Consider the following 15,686-nt stretch of genomic DNA (forward strand, 5'->3'; position numbering starts at 1 on the left):
TATTACGTGATTACTTTTTGCCGCCCGGCAGGACTGAGTTAAAGAAACTGAACAGTGCATCACCGGCGATAAGCCCCGCCGCCAGCACCTCGATTTTTTGACGAACCGGTTCGCCGCCTACCCGCAGTACAATAGCGCGAATGGAGATACCGATGATCACCGCCCAACCCGCCAGCGGATTATTGATTAACAGCCCGGTCGCCAGCAGGACGCCCATCTGGCGACCGGGTCCGCCAATCAACTGAATGATCGCGCCAGGGATGGCCCAGATCAGCATTGATTTGGCGATATCCAGCGATACGCCCGCCTTAATGGCTGCGACGTACACTTTCGCTACCGGCGGCACCAGCCCCTGAGAGAAGTAGTCGCGGAAGATAAACAGCACGACCGGCATCGCCACCACAAAGGCCAGAATCGCGGCAATCAACTGCTGGCGACGGCCTTCCAGTTCAAAGCGGGTGTGCTGACCTTTACCGCGCAGGATCCAGCCTGCCTTCAGGTCGTATCCCATGTCGGCAAACGCCGGCCCGGTTGCAGCGGAGAAGCCGCACAGCATCGCCAGCGCTTCCGGTGGAAAACCAATCAAAATGCCGATAATCAGCGTGATTAGCGCCACGGCGAAAGCCGGGAACCAGCCGGAGTGCATGGCAGCAAGACCCACAATCATTTCATGCAGGAAGGCAGCAAATGCGGCGTAAAGCATAAAAGCGATCAGCCACGGCAGCGTGAGGTGCGCGTACAGGCCGCTACCCAGCGCAATAAGCACCGAAATGGCGATAAATCCGAAAGCGCCCAGGCGGATGGTTTTACCGATCTGCTCGTTCTGCGCATGATCCAGCAGGTCGCTACTGCTCTTGCTCTGCGCTTTACTGGTATTACTCTGACGGATCAATTTGACAATCTGGAACAGCGCCACCAGACCCGCCCCTACCATCACCCCATGAGGGATATAGAGTTTGTTGATATCAATCCCAAACAGCGGATCGGAATAGCCACGTAGCAGAAAGCCCAGGCCCAGCATACCCAACGCCCAGATATTGCCGATAAACGCGGTGCCAAGCGCCGCCATCGGGAATTTAAACCACGAGCCAATGGCGCCAATCACGATACCAGTACTCAACAACACAGCCTGCTTGCCGCCTCGATCGCCCGCTTTGATGGATTCTGCAGCAGCAATCCCCGGCGGCCATGCCCCTTCAGCCGGAAAGATACGCGTGTTGAACAAGCGGTACAGCAGCCAGGCATCCAGTAGCATCGCCAGCGCCACGCCGAAGAACATCGGCATCACCATCTCTTCATGACCAAATAGCCAGGGAATGGAAATAGGCAGCAGCAGCGAGTTTGCCGCGCCAAAGGTCGCGGCGGAGGTGGCGCTCTGCGCAAGGTTCTGAATATGGATAGAGCGAAAACGGGCAAAACACTGAAGCGGGATGCGGGCAATAATCATTGCCACCATCGCGCCAATAATCGAGGTGTTGGGTGTCACCCCAAGTGTGGTGAGCAACTGCACGCCGATTACCGCGCCAAAGATGCTGAGCAACAGCAGTAGCAGCAGGGTCGACGGCGCTAAAGCGCGGGGATGCGACTCGCTCTTATCTGCAGGTGTTTTTAAATGGTCGATCTGACTCACGGTGTTCTCCTGGCATTGGCAAAAGAAAAATCAAAGTGAATGGGCGACCAGCGTATCGCCCGTTTTTCTGGCAATGGTTATGGCCGTTTCTTTCAGTAACGTTGCGATGCGTTGCAACTCTTCAGGGCTGGCAAGATGCTGAGGAAACGACAGGCAGAACGCCACGGCTTCGTGTGTGGCCGGGTCGCCTACCGCGCAGCTGACAGAGGCTGTATCGGCAACGGATTCGTTGACCGCTGTTGCATACCCGGCATCACGGGCGCGGGCGACAGCAGCCACCAGCAGACTAAGATCCTGGTTTGATCCGCTGAGTTGCGACACCACCTGTGGGCTGGCAAAAAAGTCATGCAGTTGGATATCGGAGAAGCGCGACAGCAACGCGCGTCCGGTCGATGTCCCCCAGGCAGGCGAGCGGGAACCCGGCCAGGTTACGACAGGCAGCGCCTGACGACCGTGGATCACCCGTAGCACCAGAATTTCTTGATTATCGAGCATTGAGATATAGCCGGTGTAGCCAGTACGTTCACACAGACTGCGCAGGGCGGTATCGACATGATCGCTCAGGGACATTTGACGACTGACCAGATGCGAGGCTGACATAATCAGCGGCCCCGGCAGAAATGTTCCCTGCACAGGGTCCTTTTCCAGATATCCATAAGACTCAAGCTGACTCATCACCCGCGAAGCGGTACTTTTTGGCATCTTCAGATGCGTAATCACATCGCTGATCCGGATCCCGCTTTGCAGATCCACCATCAGTTTCAGGATGTTGGCCGTGGTTTCTAAAATCGACATCAGCAAGTCCCATAAAATGGTACAATGGTTTCATTAAACGGATTCATTAAATGGTTTAGCAAAATCAATGCCAATCTGTAATCAATTGAATTATCGTAAAATGAAGGGGGAGGATAAAAATAAGGCTTCATTATATTGCTCTATTTTGGTGCAAACTACGCTGAGACTTCACAAATTGCACAAAATTAATGCAGCCTGATAACGCGATTCTCCTCATGTCGCGTATTAGAGAGTCGCCTTTATACTGGCCGCGCCATTTGAAGATCCGGTTGCATTGATACCCTGCGTCTGAGCAACATGAGACACATGTCATGCCCGGTCTCCGTCGTCTGCTGAATAATGGCAATTCTTTCGTGTGGCGTACGCCGTCGACGTCGCTCAGGGCCTGATTATGTTAAGAGAGGTGAAGTGTCTGGTGATCTATGGGGCCAGTCCAGGAGGGTTTGAGCCTCACGCAAGAAAAGAGAAAGTGAACATATCGCGCTAACAAAAAAGCGGGGCGGGAGACGGCGCAATCCTTCATTTATCATGAGGCACATTCACCAGCGGACTGCGCGTTGCCCATTGAGAGTGACATACTCAAACAGGCGTTTATATTACAGGATGCGTTCCGGCGAACCGCCGGAACTGAAATAATTAACCGTTACTGCTATTACGACTGCTGGATCGACGAGTATTATTGCTTACTTTACTGTGACGCTTAACTGCGCGGCGGATCTGGTTCGCTTTCATACGGCGACGATCTTTTTCGACAGCCACTTTTGAGGCGGTTTCCGGCGTTAACGCCACCAGTTCACGCAGATAGTTCGTTTGCGCCAGATCCAGCTCGGTATAGCCCCCGCGCGGCAGGCCTTTTGGCAACGGAATATCGCCATAGCGCACGCGGATCAGGCGGCTCACCTGCACGCCAACGGCTTCCCACAGGCGGCGAACTTCACGGTTACGGCCTTCGGTCAGCGTCACGTTGTACCACTGGTTAATCCCTTCACCGCCGGTGAATTTAATGGTTTTAAACGCCGCCGGTCCGTCTTCCAGCTGCACGCCGCGGGACAACTGACGAAGTTTGTCCTCATCAATCTGACCAAAGACGCGCACCGCATATTCACGTTCAACTTCGCGGCTCGGATGCATCAGGCGGTTCGCCAGTTCACCGTCCGTCGTGAACAACAGCAGGCCGCAGGTATTGACGTCGAGACGACCAACGGCAATCCAGCGCGCACCGCGCAGCTTTGGCAAACGATCGAACACCGTCGGGCGCCCTTCCGGGTCATTACGGGTACAGAGTTCACCTTCGGGCTTGTAATAAGCCAGCACACGACAAATCTGTTCCGCAGACTCCTTCACCGAAACCAGGTGACCGTCAATGCGAATTTTTAAACCGGGAACAATTTCAACGCGATCGCCGAGGGTGGCGATTTTGCCATCGACGCTGACGCGGCCAGCGTCGATTTTGGCTTCAATTTCACGGCGGGAGCCGTGGCCGGCCCGGGCCAGCACTTTTTGTAGTTTCTCGCTCATTGAGCTTCCTTAAGGTGTCGCCTTCCCAGGCGTCGTGGTATACATAGAAAAACAGGACGCCAGGAATAACTCTTTCCTGGCCACCTGTTCTGTAAATATTTTTCCGTTCTCTGAACCGTTATCGCTAACGACTGAGACGTGCCTGCTGGCGTGGGCCGACATCATACACGAACTTTAAGATGAATGCTTCTGTGCGTTCCGTCATGTCAGCGCTTGCCAACAGAACCCGTTGTTCACGATGAACCGATGGCCAGCAGATTTTCTGTCTACGGAAACGGTATCAGCACGAATAGTCGCACCATAGAGATCATTGGCCACGGCATCGGTGGACCCCTACGTAGTTTTTATCATTAGGGGTAAGATCGTATTGCCATTTATAATTTTTAGGATTATTCTTAGTTTGCGTTTCGTTTTTCACCCTTTGCATTCATTATTCAATTAAAACAAAGGCCTGGGATAAGTTCACATGCCCGGTCTCATTCATAAATGAGTCTTGAGAATGAAAAATATTGAACCACTTAAACTTCGTGACGTTTGTTATGCAAAAATAAAAACATGTAATAATGATGAAATGATAATTAAGATTTCCGAGATTACGATGGTTGTCTCGCAAGGTAATATTTGCATCCTTTCATTAAAAAGCATGCCCTCTCCTGTAAGATTAAGAAACAAGCTTTCTGAAATTGAATCACTGCTCAATATGACCCAACATCTCGTTATCCCGTGCACTGAAGACACATGTACTGGCTCAGAAAATACGTGATAATAATTAACTTGCGCTTTTTTTAGTTACAAAAAGCAACGAAGTGAATGTACTATTGAAACCTTATCAATACATTCATAACAATATTTCAACAGACTCTCGGCGCATCGCGATATCTCCCTGCCAGAGGTTCATTTTTATTATTTATCAGGCCCTGTTACCACGCAATTCAGGCTGCATAAGGATACCCAGGAAATAAAACGCCAGCATGTTTTTCCCTCTCTTCAGAAGAGAGAGGGAATTGACTCATTTCACGTTTTATTGCATAACAATGCGTCAACACCTTTTAAGAAGAAAATAATTTCTGGCCAACCGAAAATTTTCTCCCGCTCGCCCTCCGGGGATACCATGACTATCAGCAAGCCCCATGCCAACGCAATGCTGAACAGCCACAACAACACTGCGCAAACCAAAAAAAAATCACCGTTCATCACCATTCCTGTGCGAAAACAGGCCAGTGCTCACAGAAATGGCTTCACGTCACCAACGCCTTCACGCAGCACAACTGGCACGTCGTCGGTCAGATCAATAACCGTCGTCGGCTGCTGCCCCAGATAACCGCCATGAATAATCAGATCCACCTGCTTCTCAAGACGATCTTTGATCTCTTCCGGATCGGACTCAGTAAAATCGCTGCCGGGCAGCATCAGCGAGGTGGAAAGCATTGGCTCGCCGAGCGTTTCCAGCAACGCCTGAGCTATCGGATTAGACGGTACGCGCATACCAATGGTTTTACGCTTATCCTGCAACAACCGGCGCGGCACCTCTTTGGTCCCCTTGAGGATAAAGGTATAGTTGCCCGGCGTATTATTTTTAATCAGCCGAAAGGCCACGTTATCGACGAATGAATAGGTCGATAGCTCGGATAAATCGCGGCACATCAGGGTAAAGTTGTGACCATCAGGTAGATCACGAATACGACAAATCCGCTCCATCGCGCCTTTATCTTCAATTTTGCAGCCTAATGCATAGCCGGAGTCGGTCGGATAGACGATAACCCCACCTTTACGCACAATTTCCACCGCCTGGTTAATCAGCCGCACCTGCGGGTTTTCCGGATGGATATAAAAAAACTGGCTCATACTTCCCTCTCAATGTTGTTCTGTGGCCACTTCCCAACTACGCCAGATTCCTTCTACACCAGCGGGTAGCCAAAGTTTACGTCCCAGTTCGATCCACGGACAGGGTTGATGAAAATCAGACCCTTGCGATGCAAGAAGACCAAACTGTACGGCATATGCAGCAAGCCGGGCGCGCTCATGCGGTGCCTGTTGACACTGCGCGACCTCCATTGCGTCGCCCCCCAGTTCACTAAAGTGGGCCAGCAGTCGCTTCAACCATTTGGCGGAGAGGTCATAGCGACCCGGATGAGCAATAACCGCTTTACCGCCGGAATGATGAATGACATCAATTGCTTGTTTTATTGTACACCACTGAGGAGGGACGTAACCGGTTTTCCCGCGTGCAAGATATTTCTTAAACACGTCAGCCATACACTTAGCATAGCCGGCCTCCACCAGAAAACGGGCAAAATGGCCGCGCGTCACCGCACCACCATCGGCCAGCTTCAGCGCACCTTCCCACGCGCCGGGGATCCGCGCTTTCTCCAGCCGCTCAGCAATCCGTTGCGCGCGATTCTGACGACGCGCTTTCTGTTCATCAAGCAGCGCGGTCATCGCCGGATGGGCAATATCAATATTCAGGCCGACAATATGAATTTCGTGATTTTCCCACAGAGTAGAAATTTCCACCCCGGTGACCAGCGTCAACGGCAGGGAGGCGCGCGCGATCTCCGCCTGCGCGGCGGGGATCGCCGCTACGGTATCGTGATCGGTAATCGCCAGCGTACGGACACGCATCTGATGTGCGCGATGAACAAGTTCTTCTGGTGTCAGTCGTCCGTCAGAGGCAATCGTGTGGCTATGCAGGTCGTAAATCACTGCGTAATGGGTGTTGCTCAAGATGACTCCTGCTGGACATAAACCGGTACCCGTCATACTTTAAGTCACAGGCAGATTGACTGCGGCACGGCAACTTAAGTTATTAAGGATATGAATAAGTGCATCATCATACCGACTCACAGAGAAAATCTGCAAACGGGGGTTGACTTTAATCCCTCGGACTAGTTAACTAGTACGAAAGTTCACATGAAGGGGTATCCGCAATGAAAACGCTATTTATCACTCTGCACGGCTGGTGGCGCGCGTCCTGTTATCGGGCAGCGTAATCGCGTTTTGCACTCAGCATACAGATACCCGGCCCGCCAATGAGCGGGCTTTTTATTGGACAAATTTTTCTACCGAACAGGCGAGAACAATAATGCAAACATCAAAACCGGCACTCGAGCTTCTCACCAGCGACGCCATCTATCGGGAAAATCCGACGGCGTTATTCCATCAGTTATGCGGCGCACGACCGGCCACGCTGCTGCTGGAATCCGCTGACATCGACAGTAAAGATGATTTAAAAAGCCTGCTGCTGGTTGATAGCGCGCTGCGCATTACCGCACTAGGTGACACTGTCACCATTCAGGCGCTTTCCGCCAATGGCACAGCGCTGTTAGATCTGCTGGATAGCGCGCTTCCCGCCGGTATCAATAATCAGCGTCAGCCTACTAGCCGGGTATTGACCTTCCCGCCGGTCAGTACGCTGTTAGATGAAGACGCCCGCTTATGCTCGCTGTCGGTGTTCGATGCTTTCCGCCTGTTACAGGATCTGATTACCGTACCGCAGGACGCGCGTGAAGCGATGTTCTTCGGCGGCCTGTTCGCCTATGACCTTGTCGCCGGTTTTGAAGACCTGCCGCCGCTGAAAAGTGATACCGCCTGCCCCGATTACTGCTTCTATCTGGCGGAAACGCTGCTGATTATCGACCACCAGACCAAAAACACCCACATCCAGGCCAGCCTGTTCACGCCGCTGGAAAGTGAAAAACAGCGCCTGTTACAGCGTATCGCCCAGCTTCGTCAGCAGTTAAATGAACCGCCAGCGCCGCTGCCGGTCACCACGGTCAGCGAGATGCGCTGCGACTGCGATCAGAGTGACGAAGAGTACGGTGCCGTGGTGCGTAAAATGCAACGCGCCATCCGTGCAGGCGAGATTTTCCAGGTCGTGCCATCACGTCGCTTCTCGCTGCCCTGCCCGTCGCCGCTGGCCGCTTATGATGTGCTGAAAAAGAGTAACCCTAGCCCGTATATGTTCTTTATGCAGGACAATGACTTCACGCTGTTCGGCGCCTCGCCGGAAAGCTCCCTGAAGTACGATGCCGCCAGCCGCCAGATTGAGATCTACCCGATTGCCGGCACCCGCCCGCGCGGTCGTCGCCCGGACGGTTCGCTGGATCGCGATCTCGACAGTCGTATTGAGCTGGAGATGCGTACCGACCATAAAGAACTTTCCGAGCATCTGATGCTGGTTGACCTGGCGCGTAACGACCTCGCGCGCATCTGTACGCCGGGCAGTCGCTATGTTGCCGACTTAACCAAAGTTGACCGCTATTCGTTTGTTATGCACCTCGTCTCCCGCGTGGTCGGCGAACTGCGCAACGATCTCGACGTTCTGCACGCTTATCGCGCCTGTATGAACATGGGCACCCTCAGCGGCGCACCGAAAGTTCGCGCGATGCAGCTTATCGCCGCCGCTGAAGGCAAGCGGCGCGGTAGCTACGGCGGCGCGGTGGGCTACTTTACCGCTCACGGCGACCTTGATACCTGCATCGTGATCCGTTCTGCCTACGTGCAGGAGGGCATTGCCACGGTACAGGCCGGTGCCGGCATTGTTCTCGATTCCGTTCCTCAGTCAGAAGCGGATGAAACCCGTAATAAAGCTCGCGCGGTGCTGCGCGCTATCGCCCAGGCCCATCACGCGAAGGAGACTTTCTAATGGCCGACATTCTGCTGCTCGATAATATCGATTCTTTTACCTATAACCTGGCAGATCAGCTACGGGCGAACGGCCATAACGTGGTGATTTACCGTAACTCTGTGCCGGCGCAAGCGTTGATTGAGCGCATCGGCACCATGAAAAACCCGGTACTGATGCTCTCTCCGGGCCCAGGCACACCGAGCGAAGCGGGCTGTATGCCGGAGCTGCTGACCCGGCTGCGCGGCAAACTGCCGATTATCGGCATCTGCCTTGGGCACCAGGCGATTGTGGAAGCCTACGGCGGTTACGTCGGCCAGGCCGGTGAGATTCTCCACGGTAAGGCTTCAAGCATCGAACATGACGGCCAGGCGATGTTTGCCGGTCTCAGCAATCCCTTGCCGGTCGCCCGCTACCACTCGCTGGTCGGCAGTAACATCCCGGCAGGGTTGACCATCAACGCCCACTTTGACGGCATGGTCATGGCGGTGCGTCACGATACGGATCGCGTTTGTGGTTTCCAGTTCCATCCTGAGTCGATTCTGACCACCCAGGGCGCGCGTTTGCTGGAACAAACCCTGGCCTGGGCGCTGCAGAAGCTGGAGCAGACCAATACCCTGCAACCGATTCTGGAAAAACTGTATCAGGCTGAACCCCTGAGCCAGCAGGAAAGCCACCTGCTATTTTCAGCCGTCGTACGCGGCGAAGTGAAACCCGAACAACTGGCCGCCGCGCTGGTGAGTATGAAAGTGCGCGGCGAACAACCGCAGGAAATTGCCGGGGCCGCCACCGCCCTGCTGGAAAACGCCGCCCCCTTCCCGCGCCCGGATTATCTGTTTGCCGATATTGTTGGTACCGGTGGCGACGGCAGCAACAGCATCAATATTTCCACCGCCAGCGCCTTTGTTGCCGCCGCCTGCGGCCTGAAAGTGGCAAAGCACGGCAATCGTAGCGTCTCCAGTAAGTCAGGCTCTTCCGACCTGCTGGCGGCATTCGGTATCAATCTGGATATGAACGCCGATAAATCTCGCCAGGCGCTGGATGAACTGGGCGTTTGTTTCCTGTTCGCGCCGAAGTATCACACCGGGTTCCGCCACGCCATGCCGGTCCGCCAGCAGCTTAAAACCCGCACCCTGTTTAATGTGCTCGGGCCGCTGATCAACCCGGCTCACCCGCCGCTGGCGCTGATTGGCGTCTACAGCCCGGAACTGGTGCTCCCCATTGCCGAAACCCTGCGTGTACTGGGCTACCAGCGTGCTGCGGTGGTGCATAGCGGAGGAATGGACGAAGTGTCGCTGCATGCGCCGACGGTGGTCGCTGAACTGCACAATGGCGAAATCAAAAGCTATCAGTTGACTGCAGCCGACTTTGGTCTGACGCCTTACCATCAGGAGCAACTGGCAGGCGGCACGCCGGAAGAAAACCGTGACATTCTTACGCGCTTGCTACAAGGTAAAGGTGAAGCCGCTCACGAAGCCGCTGTTGCCGCCAATGTCGCCATGTTGATGCGTTTATATGGCCATGAGGATCTGAAGGCCAACGCGCAGCAAGTTATTGATGTGCTGCACAGCGGAGCGGCCTATGACAGAGTAACCGCATTAGCGGCAAGAGGGTAAATAATGCAGACCGTGTTAGCGAAAATCGTTGCCGACAAAGCGATTTGGGTAGAAGCCCGTAAACAGCAACAACCATTAGCCAGTTTTCAGAATGAGGTGGTACCCACGCAGCGTAGTTTTTACGACGCCCTTGCCGGTACCCGCACCGCATTTATTCTTGAGTGCAAAAAGGCCTCGCCATCAAAAGGCCTGATTCGCGAAGATTTTGACCCGGCGACTATCGCCGGGATCTACAAGCACTACGCCTCGGCTATTTCGGTGCTGTGTGATGAAAAATATTTCCAGGGCAGCTTCGACTTTTTGCCTGTCGTCAGCAAAGTCGCACCGCAGCCGATTCTGTGTAAGGATTTCACTATCGATCCTTACCAGATTTACCTGGCGCGCTACTATCAGGCCGATGCCTGTCTGCTGATGCTCTCGGTACTGGATGATGAACAGTATCGCCAGCTGTCCGCCGTCGCGCACAGCCTCAATATGGGAGTTTTGACCGAGGTCAGCAATGAAGAAGAACTGGAACGCGCCATTGCCCTGAAAGCGAAAGTGGTGGGTATCAATAACCGCAATCTGCGCGATATGTCCATTGACCTTAATCGTACCCGCACGCTGGCGCCTAAGCTTGGTCATGACGTCACCGTGATCAGTGAATCCGGCATCCATACCTATGCCGAAGTACGCGAACTGAGCCACTTCGCCAATGGTTTCCTGATTGGTTCGGCGCTGATGGCGCACGATGATCTGAACGCCGCCGTAAAACGCGTACTGCTTGGTGAAAATAAGGTCTGCGGCCTGACCCGTCCGCAGGATGCCCAGATTGCCTTTGAATCCGGGGCGGTCTACGGCGGGCTTATTTTCGTCCCGTCGTCACCGCGCGTGGTGAATGAGGCCCAAGCGAAAGCGGTGATTGACAGCGCCCCGCTGCACTATGTCGGCGTGTTCCGCAATACGCCGGTGCCAGAGGTGGTCGCCCGCGCGGAAAACCTCAACTTAGCCGCCGTACAGCTGCACGGCAGCGAAGACCAGGCCTATATCGACGCCCTGCGCGCCGAACTGCCCGGCAAAGTGCAAATCTGGAAAGCCCTCAGCGTTGGCGAAACATTACCGCAACGTAATCTGAACCATGTCGACAAATACCTTTTCGATAATGGCCAGGGCGGTAGCGGGCAGCGTTTCGACTGGTCTCTGCTGCACGGGCAGGATCTGCGTAACGTTCTGCTGGCAGGCGGCCTCGGCGCCGATAACTGTGTGGAAGCGGCCAAAAGCGGCTGTGCCGGACTCGATTTTAATTCAGGCGTGGAGTCGCAGCCGGGTATAAAAGATGCCAGCAAACTGGCCTCGGTGTTTCAAACGCTGCGCGCATATTAAGGAGCAATAATGAGTACTTTACTGAACCCCTATTTTGGCGAATTCGGCGGGATGTACGTCCCGCAGATCCTGATGCCTGCCCTGCGCCAGCTGGAAGAGGCATTTGTCAGCGCGCAAAAAGACCCGGCCTTCCAGGCAGAATTTACCGGCCTGTTGAAGAACTACGCCGGTCGCCCGACAGCGCTGACCAAATGCCGTAATCTCACCGAAGGTACGCGCACCACGCTGTACCTGAAGCGTGAAGATCTGCTGCACGGCGGCGCGCATAAAACCAACCAGGTTCTCGGCCAGGCGTTGTTGGCGAAAAGGATGGGCAAAACGGAAATTATCGCCGAAACCGGCGCCGGCCAGCACGGCGTCGCCTCGGCTCTCGCCAGCGCCCTGCTCGGCCTGAAATGCCGCATCTACATGGGCGCCAAAGATATCGAACGCCAGTCGCCGAACGTCTTTCGTATGCGTCTGATGGGCGCAGAAGTGATTCCGGTGCATAGCGGCTCGTCAACGCTGAAAGATGCCTGTAACGAGGCCCTGCGCGACTGGTCCGGTAGCTACGAAAAAGCCCACTATATGCTTGGCACCGCCGCCGGTCCGCACCCGTTCCCGACCATCGTGCGTGAATTCCAGCGCATGATTGGCGAAGAGACCAAAACGCAAATCCTTGACCAGGAAGGTCGCCTGCCAGACGCGGTTATCGCCTGCGTCGGCGGCGGTTCTAACGCTATCGGCATGTTTGCCGACTTTATTGACGAGACGAAAGTTGGCCTGATTGGCGTAGAGCCAGCCGGTCACGGGATTGAAACCGGCGAGCACGGCGCGCCGCTGAAACATGGGCGCACAGGTATCTACTTCGGCATGAAATCGCCGATGATGCAGACCGATGACGGGCAGATCGAGGAATCCTACTCCATCTCCGCCGGGCTGGATTTCCCGTCTGTCGGGCCACAGCACGCCTATCTCAACAGCATCGGCCGGGCCGATTACGTATCGATTACCGATGATGAAGCGCTGGATGCCTTTAAAGAGCTTTCCCGCCATGAAGGAATTATCCCGGCGCTGGAGTCTTCTCACGCCCTGGCGCATGCGCTGAAAATGATGCGCGAAAACCCGGAAAAAGAGCAGTTGCTGGTGGTTAACCTTTCTGGCCGCGGCGATAAAGACATCTTCACCGTACACGATATTCTGAAAGCGCGAGGGGAAATCTGATGGAACGTTACGAAACGCTGTTTGCACAACTGAAAGCCCGCCAGGAAGGCGCGTTTGTTCCCTTTGTCACCCTTGGCGATCCAACCCCTGAACAGTCGCTGAAGATTATCGATACGCTGATTGAGGCGGGGGCTGATGCGCTGGAACTGGGCATCCCTTTCTCCGACCCGCTGGCGGATGGTCCGACGATTCAGGGCGCCAACCTGCGCGCGTTTGCTGCCGGCGTAACGCCCGCGCAATGTTTTGAAATGATCACCGCCATCCGACAGAAGCATCCGACGATCCCCATTGGTCTGCTCATGTACGCCAACCTGGTGTTCAGCCCGGGCATTGATGAATTCTACGCCGCATGCGAACGCGCGGGCGTTGATTCCGTACTGGTCGCCGATGTGCCTGTTGAAGAATCCGCGCCGTTCCGCCAGGCTGCGCTACGTCATAACATCGCGCCAATTTTTATCTGTCCTCCCAATGCCGATGATGACCTGCTGCGCCAGATTGCCTCCTATGGTCGCGGTTACACCTATCTGTTGTCCCGTGCCGGAGTGACCGGCGCGGAAAAGCGCGCCGCGCTGCCGCTGCACCATTTGATTGAGAAACTGGCCGAGTACAACGCCGCACCGCCGCTACAGGGCTTTGGCATCTCCGCGCCGGAACAGGTCGCGGCCGCGATTGATGCCGGTGCCGCCGGGGCGATTTCCGGCTCCGCCATCGTCAAAATCATCGAGCGCAACGTTAACGATCCTCAGGCGATGCTGACTGAACTGAAAGCCTTTGTGCAGAGCCTGAAAGCCGCCACTAAGGCGGCATAAACGCGCCAGCCGTCCGGCCCCGCCGGGCGGCTAGTTTTGTTGTAAATTTCCAGCCTACTCTCCACGCACTATTATTCACCCATTATGACGGAATATGGGCTGGATGTTGTCATGGCGGCAACCGGCATACTGAGCAGAATCAGCATAATTCACCCTTCTTTTTTCCGCACAATGCCCCGTCTTATTTAACCATCAAATTAAGTCGTTTTTTTCGGGTGCGAAGATAATAAATGGCGTGCGCTACTGGTAACATCAGCAGTGAAGGAAGAAGATCGAACAGTTCCAGATAGAGATAGCTGATATTTAACTCTATTGAAATGAACCAATAAATCACCAGATAATTCACGGTGAAGTAAAATACCTGTAAGTGTGACTTGCTATGTCTGGCTATCAGATATGCAAATAGAATGCATAACACAAAAGATACACCAACAAACCATAATAAAGTCGCGATCGCATAACCTATAGTTGCCATGGTTCCTCTCCAGATTGGTTATGGATAAAAAATATTTTTCATACGCTTATTTTCAACGCGCGCATTGATTTAAATAAAAATAATGAGCTTCAATCCTATGAATTGCAGGCCAGAACGGTTAGTCGTATTAAACGCGGCAAATCGGCAACCCATAAGAGCAAGCCTCATGGCTCAGACGAATCACTCAACAGCCAGCGCACCTGCCGCCCGAAGCAGAGGGGCATATACTGAAGAAAACTGAGGATCCATATGGGGTGGTCCATGCCTTGCTTTTACAATAATTTCTGCGCTAATGGTTCAGGGGAAGATAGCGAATCCGACTCCCTGGGAAGCACAAAACCCCGTTCCATTAAACGCGCTGCGATAGCAGGTTGTTTGACTGCCAACGCCAGGCGAAGCAGATTATCCGCACTGCACAAAGGCACAGAAGTGCTCTCCGGCAAATCCAGACAGTAATCCATCCGCGTCACATTCCCTGCCCTGATATAAGTGCGTAAAGCCTCGCAACGCGCAGCGGCAGTAGTTCGTTGAAGAAGAACGTTAACGATTTCATCTTTCAGTATGTTGTTACTTATATAAACAGGTAAATAAATCTGATCAGGGGATGCCCCTGCATCAAGCATGATAGTGATAACTTCAGGATATGGCGTATTCTTAGCCGCCACCTGTAAGGGAAACAAAGCTTGCGACTCAACAACTTCTGACTCCGGCCAGAAAATACGCAGTGGCTTCACAATGCCGCCCATCACGGAGGCATCTGGCGTGGATACGAATTTTTTTTTATAGCGCTCATTTTCCAACGCGTGCCCGGCAATAGCGGCTCTGACCTCGTCTGGCGTTGCACGGGCATAAAATTGCGGTTGGTACAAAACCCCGGGCTCAGACTGAACGGCGCGGAGATGATTGACCGAATCACCAATTATCCCACATCCGGTAACAAAGAATACGATGGCAATAGCTATTGCCCCGAATATAACCTTAACCTGGTGTCCTTTACCAAACCGATGCATAGCAATTCCTTGTCAATATCTGGTTATACCCGTCATACTTCAAGTTGCATGTGCGTTGGCTTTCCTCGTTCACCCCAGTCTCGTACTGGAGTACGCTCCCGGGGATTCACTGCCTCGCCGCCTTCCTGCAACTCGAATAATTTAGGGTATGTATTTGCTATTTCTTATCACAATCAAAATGAATTGCACAACTTTTCTATCTAAATGTTCGCGCAAAAAAATCGTCTGACCGTTTCTTCAGGACTCATATCATAAATTAAAAATATCTTTATTCCTGTGTAAATCATAAATTGCCGCTATTTTTCCCTAAAATGGGCGCTTTTAATAAATCCACTAAATATTTCTGTGCATAGTAATATGCCTCAACTAATTTAAGTCGCAGGGCAAACAGCACTCACACTGAAGGAACCGCTGAAAAAAATCCTTATTTATATGCGAGCTTTTTCAGCAACGTTCATATAAAGCGCATGTTGGCAGGGTGTACCGTAACCCGCGGGCAGAATTGTTATCGCGAGGTTTAGCGGGAATGTTCCCTATCAACCCAGTTCTGCACTGCTACCATATGCATCGCTCAGTTTGGTTGATGGGCCGTTAGCGAAGGAGGTTACAGGCTTTCAGAACCGATGTTTTACCCTGCCCCTCTT

The 15,686-nt window shown here is 53.5% G+C and carries 12 protein-coding genes and 1 other annotated feature; of the genes, 5 read left to right on the forward strand and 7 right to left on the reverse strand.

Features of this window, described 5'->3' with window-relative positions:
- Nucleotides 1–10 precede the first annotated feature (10 nt).
- The 6 genes from FN037_RS09175 to rnm all read right to left on the reverse strand — a co-directional run bounded on the left by FN037_RS09175 (nt 11) and on the right by rnm (nt 6,667).
- Complete coding sequence (locus FN037_RS09175) at nt 11–1,555, reverse strand: OPT/YSL family transporter (RefSeq protein WP_241675662.1); 1,545 nt, start codon at nt 1,553–1,555, stop codon at nt 11–13.
- A gap of 105 nt (nt 1,556–1,660) precedes the next feature.
- The gene (locus FN037_RS09180; RefSeq protein ID WP_142502066.1) at nt 1,661–2,425 is read right to left on the reverse strand and encodes an IclR family transcriptional regulator; all 765 of its coding nucleotides are present in this window, start codon (nt 2,423–2,425) and stop codon (nt 1,661–1,663) included.
- 636 nt (nt 2,426–3,061) lie between these two features.
- On the reverse strand, nt 3,062–3,943 hold the full coding sequence (rluB, locus tag FN037_RS09185) for a 23S rRNA pseudouridine(2605) synthase RluB (protein WP_138362661.1): 882 nt from the start codon (nt 3,941–3,943) through the stop codon (nt 3,062–3,064).
- A 1,014-nt stretch (nt 3,944–4,957) separates the two neighbouring features.
- Nucleotides 4,958–5,137, reverse strand: coding sequence for a hypothetical protein (locus tag FN037_RS09190; protein ID WP_142502067.1), 180 nt, complete (start codon nt 5,135–5,137; stop codon nt 4,958–4,960).
- A gap of 30 nt (nt 5,138–5,167) precedes the next feature.
- Nucleotides 5,168–5,788, reverse strand: coding sequence for an L-threonylcarbamoyladenylate synthase (locus FN037_RS09195; protein WP_138362660.1), 621 nt, complete (start codon nt 5,786–5,788; stop codon nt 5,168–5,170).
- A 9-nt stretch (nt 5,789–5,797) separates the two neighbouring features.
- Nucleotides 5,798–6,667, reverse strand: coding sequence for an RNase RNM (gene rnm, locus FN037_RS09200; RefSeq protein ID WP_142502068.1), 870 nt, complete (start codon nt 6,665–6,667; stop codon nt 5,798–5,800).
- A 227-nt stretch (nt 6,668–6,894) separates the two neighbouring features.
- Nucleotides 6,895–6,990 (forward strand) — a sequence feature (Trp leader region).
- 35 nt (nt 6,991–7,025) lie between these two features.
- Here rnm and FN037_RS09205 point away from each other — a divergent pair.
- Genes FN037_RS09205 through trpA form a run of 5 tightly spaced genes read left to right on the forward strand, consistent with a single transcriptional unit; the run spans nt 7,026 to nt 13,557 of the window.
- Nucleotides 7,026–8,588, forward strand: coding sequence for an anthranilate synthase component 1 (locus FN037_RS09205; protein ID WP_142502069.1), 1,563 nt, complete (start codon nt 7,026–7,028; stop codon nt 8,586–8,588).
- Nucleotides 8,588–10,183, forward strand: coding sequence for a bifunctional anthranilate synthase glutamate amidotransferase component TrpG/anthranilate phosphoribosyltransferase TrpD (gene trpD, locus FN037_RS09210; RefSeq protein ID WP_138362657.1), 1,596 nt, complete (start codon nt 8,588–8,590; stop codon nt 10,181–10,183). Before FN037_RS09205 ends, trpD begins: the two co-directional genes overlap by 1 nt.
- 3 nt (nt 10,184–10,186) lie before the next feature.
- Nucleotides 10,187–11,545 carry a bifunctional indole-3-glycerol-phosphate synthase TrpC/phosphoribosylanthranilate isomerase TrpF gene (gene trpCF, locus FN037_RS09215; RefSeq protein ID WP_138362656.1) on the forward strand — a complete coding sequence of 453 codons (1,359 nt, stop codon included), beginning with the start codon at nt 10,187–10,189 and terminating at the stop codon, nt 11,543–11,545.
- A gap of 9 nt (nt 11,546–11,554) precedes the next feature.
- A complete protein-coding gene (trpB, locus tag FN037_RS09220; RefSeq protein ID WP_138362655.1) occupies nt 11,555–12,748 on the forward strand; it encodes a tryptophan synthase subunit beta in 1,194 nt (397 codons plus the stop codon).
- The gene (trpA, locus tag FN037_RS09225) at nt 12,748–13,557 is read left to right on the forward strand and encodes a tryptophan synthase subunit alpha (protein ID WP_138362654.1); all 810 of its coding nucleotides are present in this window, start codon (nt 12,748–12,750) and stop codon (nt 13,555–13,557) included. The genes trpB and trpA overlap by 1 nt, the downstream gene beginning before the upstream one ends.
- 747 nt (nt 13,558–14,304) lie before the next feature.
- Here the strand turns inward: trpA and FN037_RS09230 are convergent.
- Complete coding sequence (locus FN037_RS09230) at nt 14,305–15,042, reverse strand: hypothetical protein (protein WP_142502070.1); 738 nt, start codon at nt 15,040–15,042, stop codon at nt 14,305–14,307.
- Nucleotides 15,043–15,686 lie beyond the last annotated feature (644 nt).

Source organism: Klebsiella sp. 2680 (genome assembly GCF_900198535.1).
Classification (GTDB): Bacteria; Pseudomonadota; Gammaproteobacteria; order Enterobacterales; family Enterobacteriaceae; genus Klebsiella; species Klebsiella indica.

What these genes read in the sequence shown, in the direction of transcription:
- trpA (WP_138362654.1), top strand. Translation starts at nt 12,748, where the DNA reads ATGGAACGTTACGAAACGCTGTTTGCACAACTGAAAGCCCGCCAGGAA.
- trpCF (WP_138362656.1), top strand. Translation starts at nt 10,187, where the DNA reads ATGCAGACCGTGTTAGCGAAAATCGTTGCCGACAAAGCGATTTGGGTA.
- rluB (WP_138362661.1), bottom strand. Translation starts at nt 3,943, where the DNA reads ATGAGCGAGAAACTACAAAAAGTGCTGGCCCGGGCCGGCCACGGCTCC.
- trpD (WP_138362657.1), top strand. Translation starts at nt 8,588, where the DNA reads ATGGCCGACATTCTGCTGCTCGATAATATCGATTCTTTTACCTATAAC.
- FN037_RS09205 (WP_142502069.1), top strand. Translation starts at nt 7,026, where the DNA reads ATGCAAACATCAAAACCGGCACTCGAGCTTCTCACCAGCGACGCCATC.
- FN037_RS09180 (WP_142502066.1), bottom strand. Translation starts at nt 2,425, where the DNA reads ATGTCGATTTTAGAAACCACGGCCAACATCCTGAAACTGATGGTGGAT.
- FN037_RS09190 (WP_142502067.1), bottom strand. Translation starts at nt 5,137, where the DNA reads ATGAACGGTGATTTTTTTTTGGTTTGCGCAGTGTTGTTGTGGCTGTTC.
- FN037_RS09195 (WP_138362660.1), bottom strand. Translation starts at nt 5,788, where the DNA reads ATGAGCCAGTTTTTTTATATCCATCCGGAAAACCCGCAGGTGCGGCTG.
- FN037_RS09230 (WP_142502070.1), bottom strand. Translation starts at nt 15,042, where the DNA reads ATGCATCGGTTTGGTAAAGGACACCAGGTTAAGGTTATATTCGGGGCA.
- trpB (WP_138362655.1), top strand. Translation starts at nt 11,555, where the DNA reads ATGAGTACTTTACTGAACCCCTATTTTGGCGAATTCGGCGGGATGTAC.